We start from the raw sequence: 17,959 nt of genomic DNA, 5'->3' as shown, positions 1-17,959 counted from the left end.
AAAGAGTGCACGGTAGGCCAGGAGCCTACGGGCTGAATGGCTCCTACCGTGAATTCGTGGCCTTCGTTAACGGCTGTGACGCGATTCGGGATGGGGATCTTCTCAGCGGCTTTCGCGAATGGCTTGCTGAAAGACTGGGGCGTGGCGCGAACTTGGTCTGGTGGGAGCTGGTCCGTCAGATTTCAGCCGCTGAGCCGAGGAATGAGTGCGGCGAACCTGAGGATTCGGTCTTGGTTGATCGAATGTTCGAACTGCTCGATGAATTTCTGACCCGGCGGGCTTCAAATACCCCTTGACGGTAACGCAGCCGGACGCCCGCAATACGTTTACGTACGTACGTGAGGTGGAATATGCTGATCATGGCTATTAGCCTCGAAGTTTCGTGACGGGCCGCCGACGGAGTCGGTGGCCCGTTTTCGTGCTGTGGGCTGAGGTGGGGCAGGCCGAGGGCCCGAGTGTCGTCTCGGGGTGGCGCCGGGTTCCACTGCTCCGGTGGTGAGGTGCTGTCGTAGGGACGGAGAATCCGCTGGTCAGCCGGGGTTCGGCAGGAGTGCGAGCCGTTCGAGTGCGGCGGTGATCTGGTGGGTCCAGGGCCAGTGCCGGGCCAGGCGGAGGATCCGCCGCCGGCCGGTCGTGACGAGCTGCCCTGCAGCGCTGAACAGCCGGAGCCGCAGACGGCGGGGCTCCCAGAGCCGGGCTTCGCCGGTCAGGGCGAGCATGGGCATCCAGGCCAGCAGGTCGAGTGCGATCTGGACGATCTCGAGCCAGACCTTGTTCTGGGCGGTGCGGTGCAGGGGCAGGTTCCGCAGGCCGGTGGCCCGGGCGGCCCGGATCCGGTCCTCGGCCCTCGCCCGCAACCGGTGACGCAGCTCGAGCTCGGCGATCGGCCGGTCGGCGGTGTCGGTCGCGAAACAGGTCAGCCGCATGCCGTCCGCGTCCGTGAGTCTCAACTGGGCCCCGGGATGCGGACGTTCCTTCCTGACAATCAGCCGCATGCCCTTGGGCCAGCCGTCCAGGACGTCGCCGGTGAGCTCGGCGACCCAGGCCCCGTCCCGGACCTCGCCGTCCGCCTCGACGGCCGGCGTCCAGGCCGAGGCCGGAACCTTCAGGACATGCTGGTGGACCTGCTCGGTGATCACCATGCCGACCGAGTAGGACAGCCACCGCCCCCGCCGGGCCAGCCAGGCCACGAAGTCGTGGGTGCCGCCCGCGGAATCCGTGCGGATCAGCGTTCGCCGGCCGCGCCGGAACTCGGCCGGCAGCTGAGCCAGGGCGAGTTGGGCGGTGGTGACGTGGTCGGCGGCGGTGTTCGATCCCGCGTTGCCCGGCCTGAGCAGGGCCGCGACCGGCTCCCCGGTGCCGCCCGGCCCGTGGTCGACGAACGCCATCAGCGGGTGATGGCCGTAGCTCCGCTTCCAGGTCGGGGCCGCGTCCTCCTTGTCGGAGTGCGCGATGACCAGCACCCCGTCGAGGTCGACGGTCACCGTCCCGTCCGCGTCGGGCGCCGCCCGGCCGGCCAGCCGCCAGACACGTTGGCGGGCTTGGGCCCGCGCGGAACGGATCGCCCGCAGGGCCTTCTCCCCGGAGCCGGCGAGGGTGTCGACGAGGCGGGAGACCGTCGGGTCGGAGGCCACCGGCCCGAACACGGCCGGCTCGGCCCGCAGCACGCCGACATCGGCAAGGCAGTCCCCGCCCAGCGCGACCGCCAGGGCCACGTCCAGCAGGATCTTGCCCGGATCGTGCACCGCCCGGGCCTTCCGCCACGGCGTCAGCGCCGCGGATATCGCCTGGTCAAGGCCGGACTTGCGGACGGTCTCGACCAGCAGCACGCTCCCGGCCTGCGAGACCACCGCCCGTCCGCTGCCCTCGGTGCGGACACGCGGGTAGGACCCGATACGCTTCTTCACCTGGAGAGTGCTTCTTTCCTTGCTACGACATGGACCCTAGACAAGTCCCATCGTTGCAGGTCAGGAGCACTCTCCGCTTATTTGATCAAGCCTCGGACACTCCGCCTGGTGAAAGCGCGAGGTTAGGGGTCCCGCCGAAGAGATCCTTCGGCGGGACCCTTGCGGTCTTTGACGGAAACGCTGACGGCGACGTCAGCGGACGATGGCTGTGGCAGGGCCGTCGTCCTGGCCGCCGAGGGTGTGGCTCAGGGCGTGGATGGTGTCACGCTGGAGTCGGAGCCGCACGTGGGCATGTCGCCGCCGATCGGGGATTGACGATGAGTCGGGCGGAGACAGGTACGGCACTTCAGCCGACCGCAATCCGATCACCGGGCTCGGCGAGACCGATGAGAACGGCCCTGCCGGGCACCGTGATATTCCGTCCTCAGTAAGTGCGGCGGGTCAGTGGCCCTGCCTGTGCCAAATTCGTGTGCGGGATCGAGCCAGCTCGCGCCGGAGTTCTGTTGGCCTCTGATGGAGCGTGTGCTGAGGATCGTTGCGTGGCCCACGTGCACGATCAGTCGGCCGGGGTGTGACAGGGCAGCCCGGGTTTGGCGGTTGGGGTGCTGGACTCCACCTCCTGATCTGGATGTTCTTTCTGGTCTGGTCGATGATCGGCCTGACCATCGTGGCGGTGGGCTGGGTTATGGGCAGTGCGTGGTTGCTGGAAGCGCACCTGGCGGGTGATTTTTTGGCGCGCCCGCCGTCGTGGCTGACTTTCTGTGGCTGAGCTTGACGGTGCGACGGGGTCAGGCGACCAGCGACGGTGGCGCGATCGTCCGTGCTCGGTCGTAGAGATCACGGGCCGTCGCGTACTTCAGATGAGGGCGCAGGAGACCGAACATCGCCTTCACGCGTTCGTCGGCGCGGCCGGACTGCACCTTGGGGTAGTCGTCGAGGGCCAGGTGCCAGGTGGCACACGCCGCTTCCAGGTGGCCGAGTTCCAACTGCCGCTCTGCCAACAGTCCGCGACGGTGTACTCGTGTGCGCTGGTACGCGCTGGGGCGGAGCCGGTCCGCTTGGTGCATGGCTTCGACGGCTCCGGCTTTGTCGCCGAGTTCGTAACGCACCTGGCTGACATGGTAGTTGAGTGAAGAGGGGTCATACGAGCCGAACGCCTTGCCGCGTGACTCGGCACGGTCCATGGCCGCCTCGGCCTCCCGGATGTAGCGCAGCGCACCCGTACGGTCGCCGGTCTGCGCGGCGGCGTGCGCCTGCTGGCCGACAAGGAAGGCCAGCATCCGAGGGCCGGCTTGCGGGGAGGCGGCGGCAGCGGCGTCGGCCAGTTCCATGGCCTTCGCCCCGTGGTCGAGATCGACTGCCTGGATGCTCATGCCCCGCAGGGTGGTGCAGTACGTCAGGTGGTCCTCGGCAGCGCCTGCCAGCTCCAGAGCCTTGACGTAGTAGCGCTGTGCGAGACCGTGCAGCCCTTCGTCCACGGCCATGTAGCCGGTCAGGTAGAGCAGGTCCGAGGCGGCGGACAGCATCGCCTTGCGTACGTCCTCAGACGCGTCCGCGCGCAGGTAGGAGGCCACGGTGTTGACCATGAAGGAGGCTGCCATGGGGCGTGCGTGACGGCCGCCGAACTCGTCGTCCAGTTCCGACACCCGCTCGGTCATGGCGATGACCATGTCCACTTCGTTCATGCCGATGCGAGTCGTGCGGCCGGACTGGACGGCATCGGCACGCCCGACAACATCAGGCCAGCCGGGAATGGTGACGGCCACGGGGAACAGGCCGGCTCCCAGGACACTGCGGCGGGACGGGTCCATATCCAGCCTCCCCAGGTCGATCACCCCTTCCACGGTATCCGCAGCCGCGGAGGAGCGATCGTGTGGAACGGGCAGCCCGACGACCTGCTGACCGACGTGATCCGTCAGGCGGCGACGGCAACCGGATGCGTGGGCGTCGAACTGTCCGGCGGTGCGGACTCCGGGAACGTCGCCCTGGCCATCAAGGCGGCCCGCTTCCCCGAGGTGTACAGCTTCGGCCTGCTGGTGGGAGGAAGCACCGGCAGGCAACAGCGCGAGCGGCGTCGGGTCTTTGTGGAGCACTGCGGCTTCCGAGACACGGCCACCCCCGCCATGCAGCACCCACCCTTCTGCGCTGGAGGCGTGCGCGATCTGTGCAAGCCGCACGACCCGGCGGGAGCCTTCTATCAGGAGGCGTTCGATGTCGTGCGCGAGCAGGCAGCCGCCCGGCGGTGCGAAGTCATGTTCACCGGCAGCGGCGGCGACGAGATCAACGCCCACCACTCCAGGACACAGGCCGAACTGCCGACACCCGAACCCGTACCGTGGCTCGGAGTCAAGGCAGCCCGAGCACTCGCCGAGGTGAACGAGCAGCTGGCACCCATCCCGGCACTGCCCGTACCGACCCTGATGGCGTTCGGGATGCACAACCCCGGATTCCTCCGGGCCGCAATCTGGCCAGTGAGCCCGCTCGCCCACCCACGGATCGTGCGGTTCATGGAGCAACTGCCGCACGAGCACAAGCGCGGCAAGGCGCTGTTCCGCGACCGGATCAGACGGGCCGGGGTACCCGAGTGGGTGGCTGCGCCGGCCGAACCGGAGAACTTCCTGGCCGTTCTGGAAAAGGGCCTGCGTTCCTACGGCTTGCCCGTACTGGATGACATGCTGAAAGAGTCCATCCTGGTGGACCTCGGCTACGTTGACGGGAAGGCTCTCGCCAAGGCGCGGCGGGACGCCGACGCCGCGCCGGTCGTCCCCGACCTGCTGTGCGATGCGCTCGCCCTGGAGGTCGGACTGCGAAGCCTCATGTGACCAGCCCCGACACGGAAGCCGAGCACGTGGAAGCCACCAACCTCCTGTACCGCGATCCGGCACTCTACGACGTGGTCCAGTCCGACAGCACGAGCGCCGAAATGTGCCAGACCCTGATCGAGCTGCACCGGCCGGACGCCCGGACCCTGGTCGACTTCGGATGCGGTACCGGCCGCGACCTGGAGATCCTGGCCAAGCGCTTCGAGTGCATCGGCGTGGACCTCCAGCCCGGCATGGTCGACTACGCCCACCAAGCCCGGCCTGAGCTGGACATCCGCACTGGCGACATGCGCACCACACGACTCGGAAGCCGCATGGACGTGGTGACCTGCATCGGCAATAGCCTCGCCTACGTGCACGACAACGAGGCGATCAGCCAGGTCTTCGCCACCTTCGCCGCCCACGCCCGGCCGGGAGCGCTGCTCGTGCTGTGTTCCCCCGTCGCCCCGATCACCCGGACCGAGCCGACCACCGCCACCGTCGACACCCCGACGGGACCCGCGACCGTCACCATCCGCCACACGTGGGACCTGCGGACCCAGATCAACACCATGCACCGGCACTGGGTGCTCCCCTCGGGCGACGAGGCCCGAGACGAGATCCGCAGACGCGTCCTGTTCCCCCGAGAGCTCGAACGCTACGCGGAGGGCGCCGGCTTCGAAATCCTGGACATGCTCGACGGCACAGGGACTGGGCTCACTGGCCCCACCGCGTACACGGTGGCCCGACAAGATCCGCGGTGACCGGCGGAGCGATAAATGGCACGGTGGCAAACAGGGCCAGACCCGCGTTTGTGGCCGAACGGTGTGAGTCACGGGGGAGCCCGGTGGTGCGGTTGAGGCACCCGCTACCGTAGGCCCGCCCCCGCCGATCGATTCGCGCCACCGGGAGTCGGACATGACCGAAACGCGTGCACCTGTCTTCGGGCTGGTCACGCCCGAGGACTGGTATCGGATCCCGTTGCTGCCCCAGGAGCGGCGGGAGGCTTCCGTTGCCGCCCTCATCAAGCGGCAGTTCGCGGGGGTGGACGATCAGCCCGTGCTGAAGCGGAAGGCCGAGGAGCAGTTGCTCGGGGCCGCGGAGGCGGGGGTTGAGCAGGGCGGGGTGGTGTTGTACCTGTCCTTCCTGGAGGCTGCGGGGATTCCGTTGTCCGCCTCCTTGCTCGTCACCCGCCTCCAGCGGGCCTTTGACAGTCTTGACGCCGTCGTCGCGCTCGCCGGGTCCGGGGAGGTGGAGCCCGTCCGGCTCCCCGCCGCCGGGCCCGCCGCTCGGTTGCGGCGCACGGAGCGGCCCAAGCAGTCGCGGAAGCTGGGAACCGAGTTCGACGACACGATCGTGGAGTACTTCGTGCCGGTACCGGACCGGGAGGAGGTGCTGCATCTGACCTTCAGCACCCCTCTGGAGCCCATCGCCGACGCCATGGTGCAGCTCTTCGACGCCGTGGCCGGAACTTTGCGCTGGCACCAGCCGACCGAGGGGAGTGCACAGTGAGCAAGAAACTCAAGGTCTCCACCGACGATCTGCGCACCGCAGGCACCGGGTTGCGTACCGTCGCCACCGAGCTCGAAGGGCTCGACAAGCTGATGGACCAGTACGACCGCAAGACGGTTGGGCACGGGACGCTGTACGAACGGCTCCAGGAGTTCTCCGACGGCTGGGACGACAACCGCAAGAAGATGATCGAGGAGATCAAGGGGCTCGGCACGCTCGCCCATGAGTCCGGCAAGGCCTATACCGAGCTGGACACCGCGCTCTACAACGCCCTCATCGGCAAAGGCAAGGGGAAGGCCAAGTGACCCGTCCCGCCGCCCACCGCTGGGAAGTGCTCGGGGAGAGCGGTGACCCGGTCCCCGGCGATCTGCACGACATGCAGGCGCTGGCCCGGCGCTTCACCGCCACCGCCAAGACCATCACCGACACCGCGGCCGCCCTGCGCCGTATCGGCAACCTGGAGAGCTGGGACTCTGAGGCCGGCCGCGCCTTCGCGGAGAAGGCCAACGACACCGCGAAGACCGTCAGCAAGGCGCACGACCGGTACGCCGACGCGGGCGCCGCGATCAAGGAGTACTGCACCACGCTGGAGTCGGTGCAGCAGGACGCCGACAAGCTGCTCACCCAGGCCGAGACCAAGGCCGGCGATCTCAGCAGTGCCAAGTCGCGGGCCGAGAACCCGCCCGAGGGGACCGACGAGGCCGGGCAGAAGAAGCTCGACAAGGCCGCCAAGGACCTCCAGGGCGACCTCGACGGGCTGCGCTCCCAGCTCGACGCGGTGAAGACGCGGCACAAGAAGGCGGGCGACAAGGCCGCCAAGAAGATCCACGACACGACCGAGGGCGACGGACTCAACGACTCCTGGCTGGACGACCTCCGGGACACGTTGAAAATCGTGGCTGACATCGCGGGGGCCATCGCCGCCGTGTGCGGGCTGCTCGCCCTCGTCGTCGGCTGGATACCCATCATCGGGCAGGCCCTCGCCGGTGTGCTCGGCACCATCGCGCTCATCGCGACAGCCGTCTCCCTGGTCTGCCATGTGCTGCTCGCCGTCAACGGCGACGGCTCCTGGGGCGATGTCGCCATGGACGTGCTCGGGCTCGCCACCTTCGGTATCGGGCGTGTCTTCTCCGCCGGCGCCAAGCTGGCCGCCACCGTGGGGCGCAGCCGGGTGTGGACGGCGGCCACGCAGTACGTACGGGCCTGGAACCCCAACCTCAACTCGGCCGCGCGCCGGGCGCTCGTGGAGTCCATGGTCGGCGCCCGGGCCGGGGCGCGGCCCGGTGCCGCCCTGCCGGACGTGTCGCTCGGCGCCGCCTTCCGGGGGCTGCCCCGCTCCTTCGCCGACGACCTCGGCACCATCCGCTCGAACTGGCGGGACCTGTTCAAGGTGGGCGACAACTTCTCCGCCGCGCGGGACGCCTACCAGACCGCCGGTGTACGCGGTCTGGCGAGCATGTACGCCGGTCCGGGCATGGTCGACGAACTCGCCCGGATCAAGAACATCGACCCCGCCGATCTCAATTTCATCGGTACCCCGGACGCCTTCAAGCAGGCCATCGCGTACAACTCGCTCTCCCTCGGCGCCACCGGTACCGGTGCCGGGTCCGACACCAAGAGCTTCGTCGGGCTGTTCGGCGGCGACCCGGAGATCGACGTCACCGGGCCCGACGCGTCGCTGGCGGGAGTGTGAGTACCGACATGACGCCACCCACCGACTGGCGGGAGTGCCGGGTCGATCTGCCCGCCGCGCACAACTGGCTGGTGCTCGACCTGCGGTGCGAGGACCCGGAGGAGTGGGCGCTGGGCCTGGCCGCGGAGCACCTGGGTGGTGAGACGGACGAACGGCTGCGTACGGCCTTCGCCGAGGACCTGCTCTGGTACTGGGGTGCCGCCGTGCGGCAGGGCGCGCTGTGCGCGTCCGTGCTGGCGCCGCGCAACGACGCGATCATCGCCTCGTACAGCGTCCGCGAACTGCGGGTGCCGCCCGAGTCCTTGAGCCTGGCCGCCTTCCGCGCGGAGGCGGGGCTGGCCGAAGGGCCCTACTTCGGCGGGGTGTTGGGGCTGACGGAGGTCGAACTCCCGCTGGGACCGGCCCTGCGCGTCCACCGCCAGGAGCCCACGGACCCGGAGTCCGACCGCGGTGTGGTCGTCGAGGGCGTCGCCCACTACGTCCTGCCCGTCCGGCACGCGACGGCGCTGGAGTGCCGGCTGCTGTGGACGTCACTCGGGCTCGGCGAGGAACTGGCCAAGGTGGCCGACGAGTTGGCGGACTCACTCCGCCTTGGGTGAGACGGCCCTGGGCACGAACCGGCCCAGGCCGAGCCGCTCCCAGGGCACCATCACCAGCGGCATCCAGCTGAAGCCGACGGCGAAGACGGCGACAGTGGTGGTGAGGTCGCGGGGGAGGGCGTACCCGAGCTGGGCGGCGATCACGGCCACGACGAGCAGGTAGACGGCGAACACGACCAGGCCGAGGATCCTGCGCCCGGCGTCCCCGACCCCCGACCGTGACCCCGTTCCGAACAGGATCACCGGCACCCCGAGCCCGACGACCCCGCCGAGCCCGACGCAGCCGACGACGAGCGCGTGCTCCCCGTCCTCGGGCGCGAGGCCCGACAACGGCTCCAGCAGCCCGGCGACCGCCGCGAACGCCCCGCCCACCATCGCCGCCAGCGCCACGGCCACGGCCCCGGCGAACAGTACATTTCCGACAGCCGACCGCCGCGCCTTCGGCTGCTCGGTCCTGAACTCGGCGGACATGGACTCTCCCGTTCCGGTGGGTGGGTTAGAGGATATCGAGGGGTGGCGCGAGCGGAAGGGGGCGGTGCCGGTCAGGTGTGGAGCAGGTCGCCCAGCGCCTTCGCGTACGCCCGGACCAGCTCCGGGCGGCGCGTGGTCAGGTAGGCACCCGGTGACACGTCCACCGGGTGCCAGGTGCCCGTACGCGTTCCTCCATCAAGCCCCCACAACCAGTTCCCGTCCCTCATGGAACACTGGCACCACGTCGTGTCGGGGGAGAGGGTGGCGATGAGCAAGCGGCAGGTGCGGAAGATGCTGCGGCTGATGGCGAGCGGGGAGCCGGTCGAGCTCAGCAGCCCCATGGCCTCGGTGAAGAAGCTCGCCCGACTCGCCTTCATCGCCCAGCAGTTCGGGTACGAGTACGCTGACGTCCGCCAGGGCGGCGGGCACAACAGCGCGCTGGTGATGCTGATCGTGCCCGACCACAGCCCGCAGGCCCGCGCCCGTGCCGCGCAGAACTGGGCGCAGTACCCCAACGCCGGTGACGGCGTCTCCCTGCCGCCGCTCGTCCCGGACGCCTTCGAACTGCTCAAGGCGCGGATCAACTTCGACCTCACCGGCAAGAACGCCGAGAAGCGGATGCTGCTCGGGGCGCTCGGCGGCACCCTCGGCTGTGTCGCCGTGGCCATGCGCTCCGCGCAGGGCGACATCGCGTGGATCATCGCCGGGGTGCTGTTCGTCCTGCTGATGGGCGCGCTCGGCACCGGGTTCGTGGTCAACCGCAGGCGCAACGCCAAGTTCGCCGCGCGGCTCCAGGCCGCAGGGTTCCAGCCGGTCAACGACGCCACCGGACGGTTGCGCTACCTCCCGGCCGGGGTGTACGTACCGGGGCAGGCGGCCCCGTACGCCCAGGGCCCCTACGGCGCGGGCGCCCCGGCCGCCGGTCCCTACGGCACGCCTCCGGCCCCGCAGCAGCCCTACCCCCCGCAGCAGCCGTACTCCCCGCCGCAGCCCTACGCGCCGCCCCAGTCCTACCCCCAGCAGAACCCCCACTGGCAGCCGCCCAGCCACTGAGCCGACCGCCTCCCGCCCCGGGCACCTCTCATCCCCCCTCCCTCCAAGGTGAGAGCAAAGTTCCTTTGCGGTCACCCGGTGCCACAGCGAGGTAACGCGCCCTCCCTACCTTCGGGATCAGCCACTCCCTGGAGTACGACCTGAGCCCGGAGCCCCGTGGAGGCGTTATGACAGCCCCTAGCACTGCCCCCGCCGCGAGCAGGGGAGGACGTTGGATCGATCACTGGGATCCGGAGGACGAGACCTTCTGGGCCGAGAAGGGCGAGAAGATCGCCCGCCGCAACCTGCTCTTCTCCGTCCTCTCCGAGCACATCGGGTTCTCCATCTGGACCCTGTGGTCCGTCATGGTGCTCTTCATGGGACCGGAGTACGGCCTCACCCCGGCAGACAAGTTCACCATCGTCTCCATGGCGACCCTGGTCGGCGCCGTCGTCCGGATCCCCTACACCTTCGCGGTGGCCCTCTTCGGCGGCCGGAACTGGACGGTCGTCTCGGCGACGATGCTGCTCGCGCCGACCATCGCCGCGTTCGTGGTGATGGAGCCGGGGACGTCGTACACCACGTTCCTGCTGTGCGCGATGCTCGCCGGTGTCGGCGGCGGCAACTTCGCCTCCAGCATGACCAACATCAACGCCTTCTTCCCGCTGCGCAAGAAGGGCTGGGCGCTCGGCCTGAACGCCGGCGGCGGCAACATCGGTGTGCCCGTCGTGCAGCTCATCGGCCTCGCGGTGATCGGCGCCAGCGGCGGACCCCGGGTGCTGCTCGGGATCTACATCCCCCTCATCGTCGTCGCCGCGGTCCTCGCCGCGGTGTACATGGACAACATCTCGTCCGTGAAGAACGACACCGGCGCCGCCTGGGACGCGGTGAAGGAGGGGCACACCTGGATCATGTCCTTCCTCTACATCGGGACGTTCGGCTCGTTCATCGGCTACAGCTTCGCCTTCGGCCTGGTGCTCCAGACCCAGTTCGGCCGTACGCCGCTGCAGGCCGCGTACGTCACCTTCATCGGCCCGCTGCTGGGCTCGCTGATCCGGCCCGTGGGCGGTGCGCTCGCCGACCGGTTCGGCGGTGGGAAGATCACGCTGTGGAACTTCGTCGGCATGGCCGCCGCCACCTCGGTGATCATCGTGGCCTCGATGCGCGAGTCGCTGCCGCTGTTCACCGTCGCCTTCATCGCCCTGTTCGTGCTGACCGGCCTCGGCAACGGCTCCACGTACAAGATGATCCCGGGCATCTTCCACGCCAAGGCGCTGTCCAAGGGGCTCACGGGCGAGGAGGCCGCCGCGTACGGGCGCCGGCTGTCGGGCGCCTCGATGGGGATCATCGGCGCGATCGGTGCGCTCGGCGGGCTCGGCATCAACCTGGCCTTCCGTCAGTCCTTCCTCTCGGTGGGCTCCGGCACCGGCGCCTTCGTCGCCTTCCTGATCGTCTACGGCGTCTGCTTCGTGGTCACTTGGGCCGTATACCTTCGCCGCCCGACTGTCCGGAACGAGGCCCCGGAGGCCGCTTCGGAGGCGAAGCCGCAGCTCAGCTATGCCGAGGTGTGAGGCGTGTGACGTAACACTGCCGACATGAAGCCGATCCGAGCCTGTCACGCACCGTTGACAGGCTCGATCGGCATGGCGGGACCAACCCGGGCATGCGGGGGCGACCCGACATGTGACGACTTGAGTGCGGGACGAGACTATGTACGACGATCAGCACAAGCCCGGCCAAGGGCAGCACGGGCCGCTCGCGGGGTTCACCGTAGGGGTGACCGCCGCGCGCCGCGCCGATGAACTGGGGGCGCTGCTGCAGCGGCGCGGCGCCGCCGTCCTGCACGCACCCGCCCTGCGCATCGTGCCGCTCTCCGACGACGGTGAACTGCTCGCGGCCACCAAGGAGATCGTGGACCAGGCGCCGGACGTGGTGGTCGCGACGACCGCGATCGGCTTCCGGGGCTGGATCGAGGCCGCCGACGGGTGGGGTCTCGGGGAGGAGCTGCTGGACCGGCTGCGCGGGGTGGAGCTGCTCGCGCGGGGTCCGAAGGTGAAGGGCGCGATCCGGGCCGCCGGGCTGACCGAGGACTGGTCGCCGTCGTCGGAGTCGATGGCCGAGGTGCTGGACCGGCTGCTGGAGGAGGGCATCGAGGGCCGCCGGATCGCGGTCCAGCTGCACGGTGAGCCGCTGCCGGGGTTCATGGACGCGCTGCGGGCCGGGGGAGCGGAGCTGGTGGGGGTGCCGGTGTACCGGTGGATGCCGCCGGAGGACCTGAGCCCGGTGGACCGGCTGCTGGACGCGACGGTCTCGCGGGGCCTGGACGCGGTGACGTTCACCAGCGCCCCGGCGGCGGCCTCACTGCTGACCCGGGCGGAGGAGCGCGGTCTGCTCCCCGAACTCCTCGAAGCCCTCAACCACGACGTCCTCCCGGCCTGCGTCGGCCCGGTAACCGCTCTCCCTCTCCAGGCCCGCGGTATCGACACGGTCCAGCCCGAACGCTTCCGCCTCGGCCCCCTGGTGCAGCTCCTGTGCCAGGAACTCCCCGCCCGGGCGCGTTCCTTGCCGGTGGCCGGCCACCGGGTCGAGATCCGGGGCCACGCGGTCCTGGTAGACGGCGCCCTCCGCCCGGTCCCCCCGGCCGGCATGTCCCTCCTGCGTGCCCTCTCCCGCCGCCCCGGCTGGGTCGTGGCCCGCGCCGACCTCCTGCGCGCCCTGCCCGGCGCGGGCCGGGACGAACACGCCGTGGAGACGGCCATGGCCCGTCTGCGCTCGGCCCTCGGCACCCCCAAACTGATCCAGACGGTGGTCAAACGCGGCTACCGCCTGGCCCTGGACCCGGCGGCGGACTCCAAGTACGCGGACGCGTAGGTACTCCGTCCGGGTCCGAGGCACTCGTTGCCTCAGGCTTGCGACCCTCGTTGCTCGCCCCCGCCGCCCCTTCCCGTGCCGTCCCTGGGGGCTGCGCCCCCAGATCCCCGCTTTCGGCCTGAACGGCCTCGTCCTCAAACGCCGGACGGGCTGGGAGGGGCTCGCGGCCCCCGCACTCCGGAACCGTCCTGCCCTACGAGGGGTTTCCGGTGGGCCCGTGGGCAGGCACTGTGAGAGGGGACGGTTCGTCCGGGCCGCCCCGGGGTGACGCCTAGGCGGTGACAGGCACATGGCACTGGGTACGGCCACGGTCTCGTACGAGCTGCGCTTCGACACCGGACGGAGCTGTCTCGATCTGCTGGCGACCAGTCATCCCGTCGAACGGCTGCGCTCGGTCGAGGTGTTGCGTGCCTGGATCACCGGGTCCGGGCTGGTGCCGCCCGGCACCCCGCTCGCCCACGCCGACGCGGCCTGGCTGGTGGACTTCCGCGAACTGCGCGGCCGTATCGACCTGTTGATCCGCGGCGCCCTGTTCCCCGAGGTCAGGAACTGGGCCTCGTACGCCCCCGCACTCGCCCGGGTCAACGACGCCGCGCACACCGCGCCGCCCGCGCCGCGCGCGGTCCGGGTGCACGACGGCACGCTGGTACGGGAGTTGGAGGGGCCGCCGGAGCGGGCCGCGCTGCTCGCCGCGGTCGCCCGGGACGCGGTGGAGCTGCTGACCGATCCGTTCGCGCGGGCCGGGCTCAGACAGTGCGAAGGGGACAACTGCCCCATCGTGTACCTCGACGCCTCGCGGGGGCGCCGGCGGCGCTGGTGCAGCAGTGAGGTGTGCGGGAACCGCGAAAGGGTTGCCCGGCATCGCCGGCGCGCCGCGCTCGCCCGCGCCTGACGGTCCCTTATGTCCCTTACGCGTCGCGGCGATCGACGTGATTTCGATTACATCTCGTTTACCCATCATTGGTCCGTACCAACGGAGTTGATCGTTCCGTGATGGCGAAAATGTAAAGACATTGAGGGGGGAATGTGCCTCCGTGTCCCCTCCGTCATGTCACTCAGAAGAAAACTGTCGTCTCGGTTTGAACACACAACGGCCCCGGTCCGTACGGGTGGAGGAGCGACCGGCTGGGGGAGCCCAGATTGAAACGGGGACACCGGAGGTGGGCGTGCGCAAGGATGCGGCCGTGGCCAATGAACGTGGATCGAGGGCCCGACATCGCATGTCCCAGCCCTCGGTGGAACCTGACGAGGAGCTGATGCGTGCCCTGTACCGGGAGCACGCCGGACCCCTGCTCGCGTATGTCCTCCGCCTGGTCGCCGGTGACCGGCAGCGCGCCGAGGACGTCGTGCAGGAGACGCTCATCCGTGCCTGGAAGAACGCCGGCCAGCTCAATCGAGCGACCGGATCGGTACGCCCCTGGCTGGTGACGGTCGCACGCCGCATCGTCATCGACGGCCACCGCAGCCGGCAGGCCCGGCCGCAGGAGGTCGATCCGTCGCCGCTGGAGGTCATCCCCGCGGAGGACGAGATCGACAAGGCGCTGTGGTTGATGACGCTGTCGGACGCGCTCGACGACCTGACCCCCGCCCACCGCGAGGTGCTCGTCGAGACGTATTTCAAGGGGCGTACGGTCAATGAGGCGGCGGAAACCCTGGGTATACCCAGCGGCACCGTGCGCTCACGGGTGTTCTACGCCCTGCGGTCGATGAAGCTGGCGCTGGAGGAGCGGGGGGTGACGGCGTGATGAACACATACGGGGGGTACGGAGCAGGCGGTCCGGGTATGTCTGGCCCCATGCAGGGGACGCAGGGCTCTTCGGGCGCCAGTGAGCACGAGACCGTGGGCGCCTATGCCCTCGGGATTCTCGACGACGCCGAAGCAACCGCTTTCGAGATGCACCTCGCCGGCTGCGAGTGGTGCGCCCAGCAGCTCGACGAGCTGGCCGGGATGGAGCCGATGCTGGCCGCCCTGGCGGACCTGCCGGGCTCGGGCACCCCCGCCATCGGGGAGTCGCTCTCGGCGAAGCCGAGCCCGAGACTCGTGCAGAACCTCGTCGACGAGGTCGCCGAACGCAGAGCGATGACCCGACGCCGCAGCTTCTACCTCGTGGCCGCCGCGGCGGCGCTGATCATCGGCGGCCCGGTCGCCGCGATCGCCACCACCGACGACAGCGGTGGCACCTCCAGCCAGGCAGGGTCCACCAGCCCCGCCAAGGCGGCCTTCACCACCATGTCCGAGAAGGTCACCGGCCGCGACTCCTCCACCAAGGTCACCGCGACCGTGGCGATGGAGGCCAAGCAGTGGGGCACCCACGCGGTGCTGGAGCTGAAGAACGTCACCGGTCCGCAGAAGTGCTCCCTGATCGCCGTCGGCAAGAACGGCGAGCGGGAGACCATCACCTCGTGGTCGGTCCCGAAGTGGGGCTACGGCATCCCGAACGCCCAGACCGAACAGGCCAAGCAACCGCTGTACGTCCACGGCGGGGCCGCGTTCACGCCCGAGGAGATCGAGCGCTTCGAGGTCATGACGTTCGACGGCCAGCGACTGGTCGAGGTGGCCGTCTGAGGCCACGCCCGGCCGACGCATAGCCTCCAGGGGTCCCCTTCGCGTACGGTTGACGGCTGCCCAGCACGTCAGAAGGGGGCCCGGTGGCCGCTCAGGCTCAACAGGAAACCGCGGTCGGCGCGGTCCCGGACTCGGTCCGGGACCGTGAGATCGGCATCGAACAGGCACACCTGGACCGGGTGTACCGGCGCCTCGACGAGAAGATCCACGAGGCGGAGTTCCTCATGCGCGACGCGGCCAGGCGCGGCCAGGTCGGCACGCCCGGCGCCCTCGCCGAGCGGGACGCGCAGGTCTTCCGGGCGGGCGTCCACCTCAACCGGCTGAACAACGAGTACGAGGACTTCCTCTTCGGCCGGATCGACCTGCTGCTCGGCAAGGACGGCAAGAAGGGCCCGGACGGCGCCTACACCGCCGTCGAGCCCGCCGAGGGCGTGATCCGCCCCGACAACACCGCCGACATCGCCGAGACCCTGCACATCGGCCGCATCGGCGTCCTGGACGAGGACTACTCCCCCCTGGTCATCGACTGGCGGGCGCCGGCCGCCGCGCCCTTCTACCGCTCCACCCCGGTCGACCCCGGCCGGGTCGTGCGGCGCCGGGTCATCCGCTCCAAGGGGCGCCGGGTGCTCGGCGTCGAGGACGACCTGATGCGCCCCGAGCTGAAGGCGTACCTCGACGGCGACGAACTGCCCGTGATCGGCGACGGCGCCCTGATGGCGGCCCTCGGACGGGCCCGCACCCACTCCATGCGGGACATCGTCGCCTCCATCCAGGCCGAGCAGGACCTGGTCATCCGCGCCCCCGCCGCCTCCGTCACCCACGTCGAGGGCGGCCCCGGCACCGGCAAGACCGCCGTCGCCCTGCACCGCGCCGCCTACCTGCTCTACCAGGACCGGCGCCGCTACGCGGGCGGCATCCTGATCGTCTCCCCGACCCCGCTGCTGGTGGCGTACACCGAGGGCGTGCTGCCCTCGCTCGGCGAGGAGGGCCAGGTCGCCATCCGGGCGCTCGGCTCCCTGGTCGACGGCGCCGAGGCCACGCTCTACGACTCCCCGGCCACCGCCCGCGCCAAGGGCTCGTACCGGATGCTCAAGGTGCTCCGGAAGGCCGCCCGCGGAGCGCTGGAGCTGAACGATTCTCCGAACCGGCTCCGGGTGGTCGCCTTCGGCCGAAGACTGGAGCTGGAGGCCGACGAACTGGCCTCCATCCGCCGCACCGCCCTCGGCGGCACCGCACCGGTCAACCTGCTGCGCCCGCGCGCCCGCAAGCTCCTCCTGGACGCCCTGTGGGACCGGTCCGGCGCCGCGGCCCGGCACACCGACCCCGAACTCGCCGCCGAGCTGCGCTCCTCCTTCGACGAGGACATCACCGGCGAGGACTCCTTCATCGAGTTCCTCGACGCCTGGTGGCCGGAGCTGACCCCGAAGGGCGTGCTCGCGGCGATGGCCGACGAGAGGCGCCTGGGCCGCTGGGCACGGCGCGTGCTCAACCCCGGCGAGGTCCGCCGGGTCGCCCGCTCGCTGCGCCGCGACGGCTACTCGGTGCACGACATCGCCGCGCTCGACGAACTCCAGGCGATCCTCGGCACCCCGGTCCGGCCGCGGAAGAAGCGCGAACTGGACCCGCTGGACCAGCTCACCGGCCTGGAGGAGCTGATGCCGGTGCGCGAGGAGAGCCAGCGCGAGCGCGCCGAGCGGCTCGCCCAGGAACGCGTCGAGTACGCCCACGTCATCGTCGACGAGGCCCAGGACCTCACCCCGATGCAGTGGCGCATGGTCGGCCGCCGCGGCCGGCACGCCACCTGGACGGTGGTGGGCGACCCGGCCCAGTCCTCCTGGTCCGACCCCGACGAGGCGGCCGAGGCCCGCGACGAGGCCCTCGGCACCCGCCCGCGCCGCCGCTTCGAGCTCACCGTGAACTACCGCAACCCGGCGGAGATCGCCGAGCTGGCCGCGAAGGTGCTGGCGCTGGCCATGCCCGGCTCCACGTCCCCCAGGGCGGTCCGCTCCACCGGACTCAGGCCGCGCTTCAGCGTCGTGGGGGAGTCGCTCGGCACGACCGTGCGGGAGGAGACCGCGCGGCTGCTGGAGCAGGTCGACGGAACGGTGGGCGTGGTCGTCGCCATGCAGCGCCGCGAGGAGGCCGCCCGCTGGCTCGCCGGGCTCGGCGACCGGGCCGTGGCCCTCGGCTCCCTGGAGGCCAAGGGCCTGGAGTACGACGCCACCGTGGTCGTCTCGCCCGCGGAGATCGCCGACGAGTCCCCGGCCGGCCTGCGTGTCCTCTACGTCGCCCTGACCCGGGCCACCCAGCAGCTGACCGTGGTCTCCGGCGAGCGGGACGAGCCGGACGCGGACGGCGTGCCGGATCTTCTGCGGGACTGATCGCCGGTTCGGGAATGGCCCCGGGGAAGCGTTTGTTAGCCTTGCTGTGACACCGGCCCGATCCAAGCCCCCGGGCCCAACCTTCGTCGCTTCGAGCGACCACTTGCCGCGAGGCGAGCATGGCGG

At 70.3% G+C, this 17,959-nt stretch carries 19 protein-coding genes; 15 read left to right on the top strand and 4 right to left on the bottom strand.

Going from position 1 to position 17,959, the window contains the following annotated elements; genetic code table 11:
- Positions 1-56 precede the first annotated feature (56 nt).
- Positions 57-296, top strand: a complete 240-nt coding sequence (locus tag GA0115233_RS40650) for a hypothetical protein (RefSeq protein ID WP_141689536.1) — start codon at positions 57-59, stop codon at positions 294-296.
- A 234-nt stretch (positions 297-530) separates the two neighbouring features.
- On the opposite strand, the gene GA0115233_RS18755 is transcribed toward GA0115233_RS40650, so the two are convergent.
- Entirely contained in the window at positions 531-1,907 is a 1,377-nt protein-coding gene (locus GA0115233_RS18755) for an IS1380 family transposase (RefSeq protein WP_093721396.1), read from the bottom strand.
- A 628-nt stretch (positions 1,908-2,535) separates the two neighbouring features.
- Here GA0115233_RS18755 and GA0115233_RS41100 point away from each other — a divergent pair.
- The gene (locus GA0115233_RS41100; protein WP_176711849.1) at positions 2,536-2,676 is read left to right on the top strand and encodes a hypothetical protein; all 141 of its coding nucleotides are present in this window, start codon (positions 2,536-2,538) and stop codon (positions 2,674-2,676) included.
- Positions 2,677-2,695: 19 nt separating this feature from the next.
- Here GA0115233_RS41100 and GA0115233_RS18750 read toward each other — a convergent pair whose 3' ends face one another.
- Entirely contained in the window at positions 2,696-3,565 is an 870-nt protein-coding gene (locus GA0115233_RS18750) for a transcriptional regulator (protein WP_369691371.1), read from the bottom strand.
- Here GA0115233_RS18750 and GA0115233_RS18745 point away from each other — a divergent pair.
- The 6 genes from GA0115233_RS18745 (at position 3,518) to GA0115233_RS18720 (ending at position 8,512) form a co-directional block, all read left to right on the top strand.
- A complete protein-coding gene (locus tag GA0115233_RS18745) occupies positions 3,518-4,729 on the top strand; it encodes an asparagine synthase-related protein (RefSeq protein ID WP_369691370.1) in 1,212 nt (403 codons plus the stop codon). The two genes, GA0115233_RS18750 and GA0115233_RS18745, sit on opposite strands and share 48 nt — an antisense overlap.
- Positions 4,726-5,472 carry a class I SAM-dependent methyltransferase gene (locus GA0115233_RS18740; RefSeq protein WP_176711848.1) on the top strand — a complete coding sequence of 249 codons (747 nt, stop codon included), beginning with the start codon at positions 4,726-4,728 and terminating at the stop codon, positions 5,470-5,472. The genes GA0115233_RS18745 and GA0115233_RS18740 overlap by 4 nt, the downstream gene beginning before the upstream one ends.
- A gap of 154 nt (positions 5,473-5,626) precedes the next feature.
- Positions 5,627-6,220: a hypothetical protein gene (locus GA0115233_RS18735; RefSeq protein WP_093721394.1), complete on the top strand. Its 594-nt coding sequence runs from the start codon at positions 5,627-5,629 to the stop codon at positions 6,218-6,220.
- Complete coding sequence (locus GA0115233_RS18730) at positions 6,217-6,525, top strand: hypothetical protein (protein ID WP_093721393.1); 309 nt, start codon at positions 6,217-6,219, stop codon at positions 6,523-6,525. The genes GA0115233_RS18735 and GA0115233_RS18730 overlap by 4 nt, the downstream gene beginning before the upstream one ends.
- Positions 6,522-7,913 (top strand): WXG100 family type VII secretion target, encoded by a 1,392-nt coding sequence (locus tag GA0115233_RS18725; RefSeq protein ID WP_093721392.1) that lies wholly within the window; start codon positions 6,522-6,524, stop codon positions 7,911-7,913. The genes GA0115233_RS18730 and GA0115233_RS18725 overlap by 4 nt, the downstream gene beginning before the upstream one ends.
- An 8-nt stretch (positions 7,914-7,921) precedes the next feature.
- Positions 7,922-8,512: a hypothetical protein gene (locus GA0115233_RS18720; RefSeq protein WP_093721391.1), complete on the top strand. Its 591-nt coding sequence runs from the start codon at positions 7,922-7,924 to the stop codon at positions 8,510-8,512.
- Here GA0115233_RS18720 and GA0115233_RS18715 read toward each other — a convergent pair.
- Together GA0115233_RS18715 and GA0115233_RS41095 are read right to left on the bottom strand one after the other, a co-directional pair.
- Positions 8,495-8,983: a hypothetical protein gene (locus GA0115233_RS18715; RefSeq protein WP_093721390.1), complete on the bottom strand. Its 489-nt coding sequence runs from the start codon at positions 8,981-8,983 to the stop codon at positions 8,495-8,497. The genes GA0115233_RS18720 and GA0115233_RS18715 overlap by 18 nt on opposite strands.
- Before the next feature lie 71 nt (positions 8,984-9,054).
- Entirely contained in the window at positions 9,055-9,210 is a 156-nt protein-coding gene (locus GA0115233_RS41095; protein ID WP_176711847.1) for a hypothetical protein, read from the bottom strand.
- A gap of 40 nt (positions 9,211-9,250) precedes the next feature.
- Between GA0115233_RS41095 and GA0115233_RS18710 the strand changes: the two genes are divergently transcribed.
- The 7 genes from GA0115233_RS18710 to GA0115233_RS18675 all read left to right on the top strand — a co-directional run bounded on the left by GA0115233_RS18710 (position 9,251) and on the right by GA0115233_RS18675 (position 17,833).
- Positions 9,251-10,036, top strand: coding sequence for a hypothetical protein (locus GA0115233_RS18710; protein ID WP_093721389.1), 786 nt, complete (start codon positions 9,251-9,253; stop codon positions 10,034-10,036).
- Positions 10,037-10,203: 167 nt separating this feature from the next.
- On the top strand, positions 10,204-11,586 hold the full coding sequence (locus GA0115233_RS18705) for an MFS transporter (RefSeq protein WP_093721388.1): 1,383 nt from the start codon (positions 10,204-10,206) through the stop codon (positions 11,584-11,586).
- 139 nt (positions 11,587-11,725) lie between these two features.
- Positions 11,726-12,886 carry a uroporphyrinogen-III synthase gene (locus tag GA0115233_RS18700; protein WP_093721387.1) on the top strand — a complete coding sequence of 387 codons (1,161 nt, stop codon included), beginning with the start codon at positions 11,726-11,728 and terminating at the stop codon, positions 12,884-12,886.
- Between the two features lie 289 nt (positions 12,887-13,175).
- Positions 13,176-13,778 carry a CGNR zinc finger domain-containing protein gene (locus GA0115233_RS18690; RefSeq protein ID WP_093721385.1) on the top strand — a complete coding sequence of 201 codons (603 nt, stop codon included), beginning with the start codon at positions 13,176-13,178 and terminating at the stop codon, positions 13,776-13,778.
- Between the two features lie 268 nt (positions 13,779-14,046).
- Positions 14,047-14,631 carry a sigma-70 family RNA polymerase sigma factor gene (locus tag GA0115233_RS18685; protein ID WP_078598885.1) on the top strand — a complete coding sequence of 195 codons (585 nt, stop codon included), beginning with the start codon at positions 14,047-14,049 and terminating at the stop codon, positions 14,629-14,631.
- Between the two features lie 50 nt (positions 14,632-14,681).
- Positions 14,682-15,452 (top strand): anti-sigma factor family protein, encoded by a 771-nt coding sequence (locus tag GA0115233_RS18680; protein WP_176711846.1) that lies wholly within the window; start codon positions 14,682-14,684, stop codon positions 15,450-15,452.
- A gap of 83 nt (positions 15,453-15,535) precedes the next feature.
- Positions 15,536-17,833, top strand: a complete 2,298-nt coding sequence (locus GA0115233_RS18675; protein WP_093721383.1) for a HelD family protein — start codon at positions 15,536-15,538, stop codon at positions 17,831-17,833.
- Positions 17,834-17,959 lie beyond the last annotated feature (126 nt).

It is taken from the genome of Streptomyces sp. DI166 (genome assembly GCF_900091315.1).
In the GTDB taxonomy this organism is placed as follows: Bacteria; Actinomycetota; Actinomycetes; order Streptomycetales; family Streptomycetaceae; genus Streptomyces; species Streptomyces fuscus.
The sequence above is the reverse complement of the archived record's forward strand: the minus strand, read 5'-3'. Positions and strand labels throughout refer to the sequence as shown.

Coding starts and splice junctions, on each gene's coding strand:
- GA0115233_RS18720 (WP_093721391.1), top strand. CDS start 7,922: ATGACGCCACCCACCGACTGGCGGGAGTGCCGGGTCGATCTGCCCGCC.
- GA0115233_RS18735 (WP_093721394.1), top strand. CDS start 5,627: ATGACCGAAACGCGTGCACCTGTCTTCGGGCTGGTCACGCCCGAGGAC.
- GA0115233_RS18700 (WP_093721387.1), top strand. CDS start 11,726: ATGTACGACGATCAGCACAAGCCCGGCCAAGGGCAGCACGGGCCGCTC.
- GA0115233_RS18690 (WP_093721385.1), top strand. CDS start 13,176: ATGGCACTGGGTACGGCCACGGTCTCGTACGAGCTGCGCTTCGACACC.
- GA0115233_RS18750 (WP_369691371.1), bottom strand. CDS start 3,565: ATGACCGAGCGGGTGTCGGAACTGGACGACGAGTTCGGCGGCCGTCAC.
- GA0115233_RS18710 (WP_093721389.1), top strand. CDS start 9,251: ATGAGCAAGCGGCAGGTGCGGAAGATGCTGCGGCTGATGGCGAGCGGG.
- GA0115233_RS18715 (WP_093721390.1), bottom strand. CDS start 8,983: ATGTCCGCCGAGTTCAGGACCGAGCAGCCGAAGGCGCGGCGGTCGGCT.
- GA0115233_RS41100 (WP_176711849.1), top strand. CDS start 2,536: ATGTTCTTTCTGGTCTGGTCGATGATCGGCCTGACCATCGTGGCGGTG.
- GA0115233_RS18680 (WP_176711846.1), top strand. CDS start 14,682: ATGCAGGGGACGCAGGGCTCTTCGGGCGCCAGTGAGCACGAGACCGTG.
- GA0115233_RS18705 (WP_093721388.1), top strand. CDS start 10,204: ATGACAGCCCCTAGCACTGCCCCCGCCGCGAGCAGGGGAGGACGTTGG.
- GA0115233_RS41095 (WP_176711847.1), bottom strand. CDS start 9,210: ATGAGGGACGGGAACTGGTTGTGGGGGCTTGATGGAGGAACGCGTACG.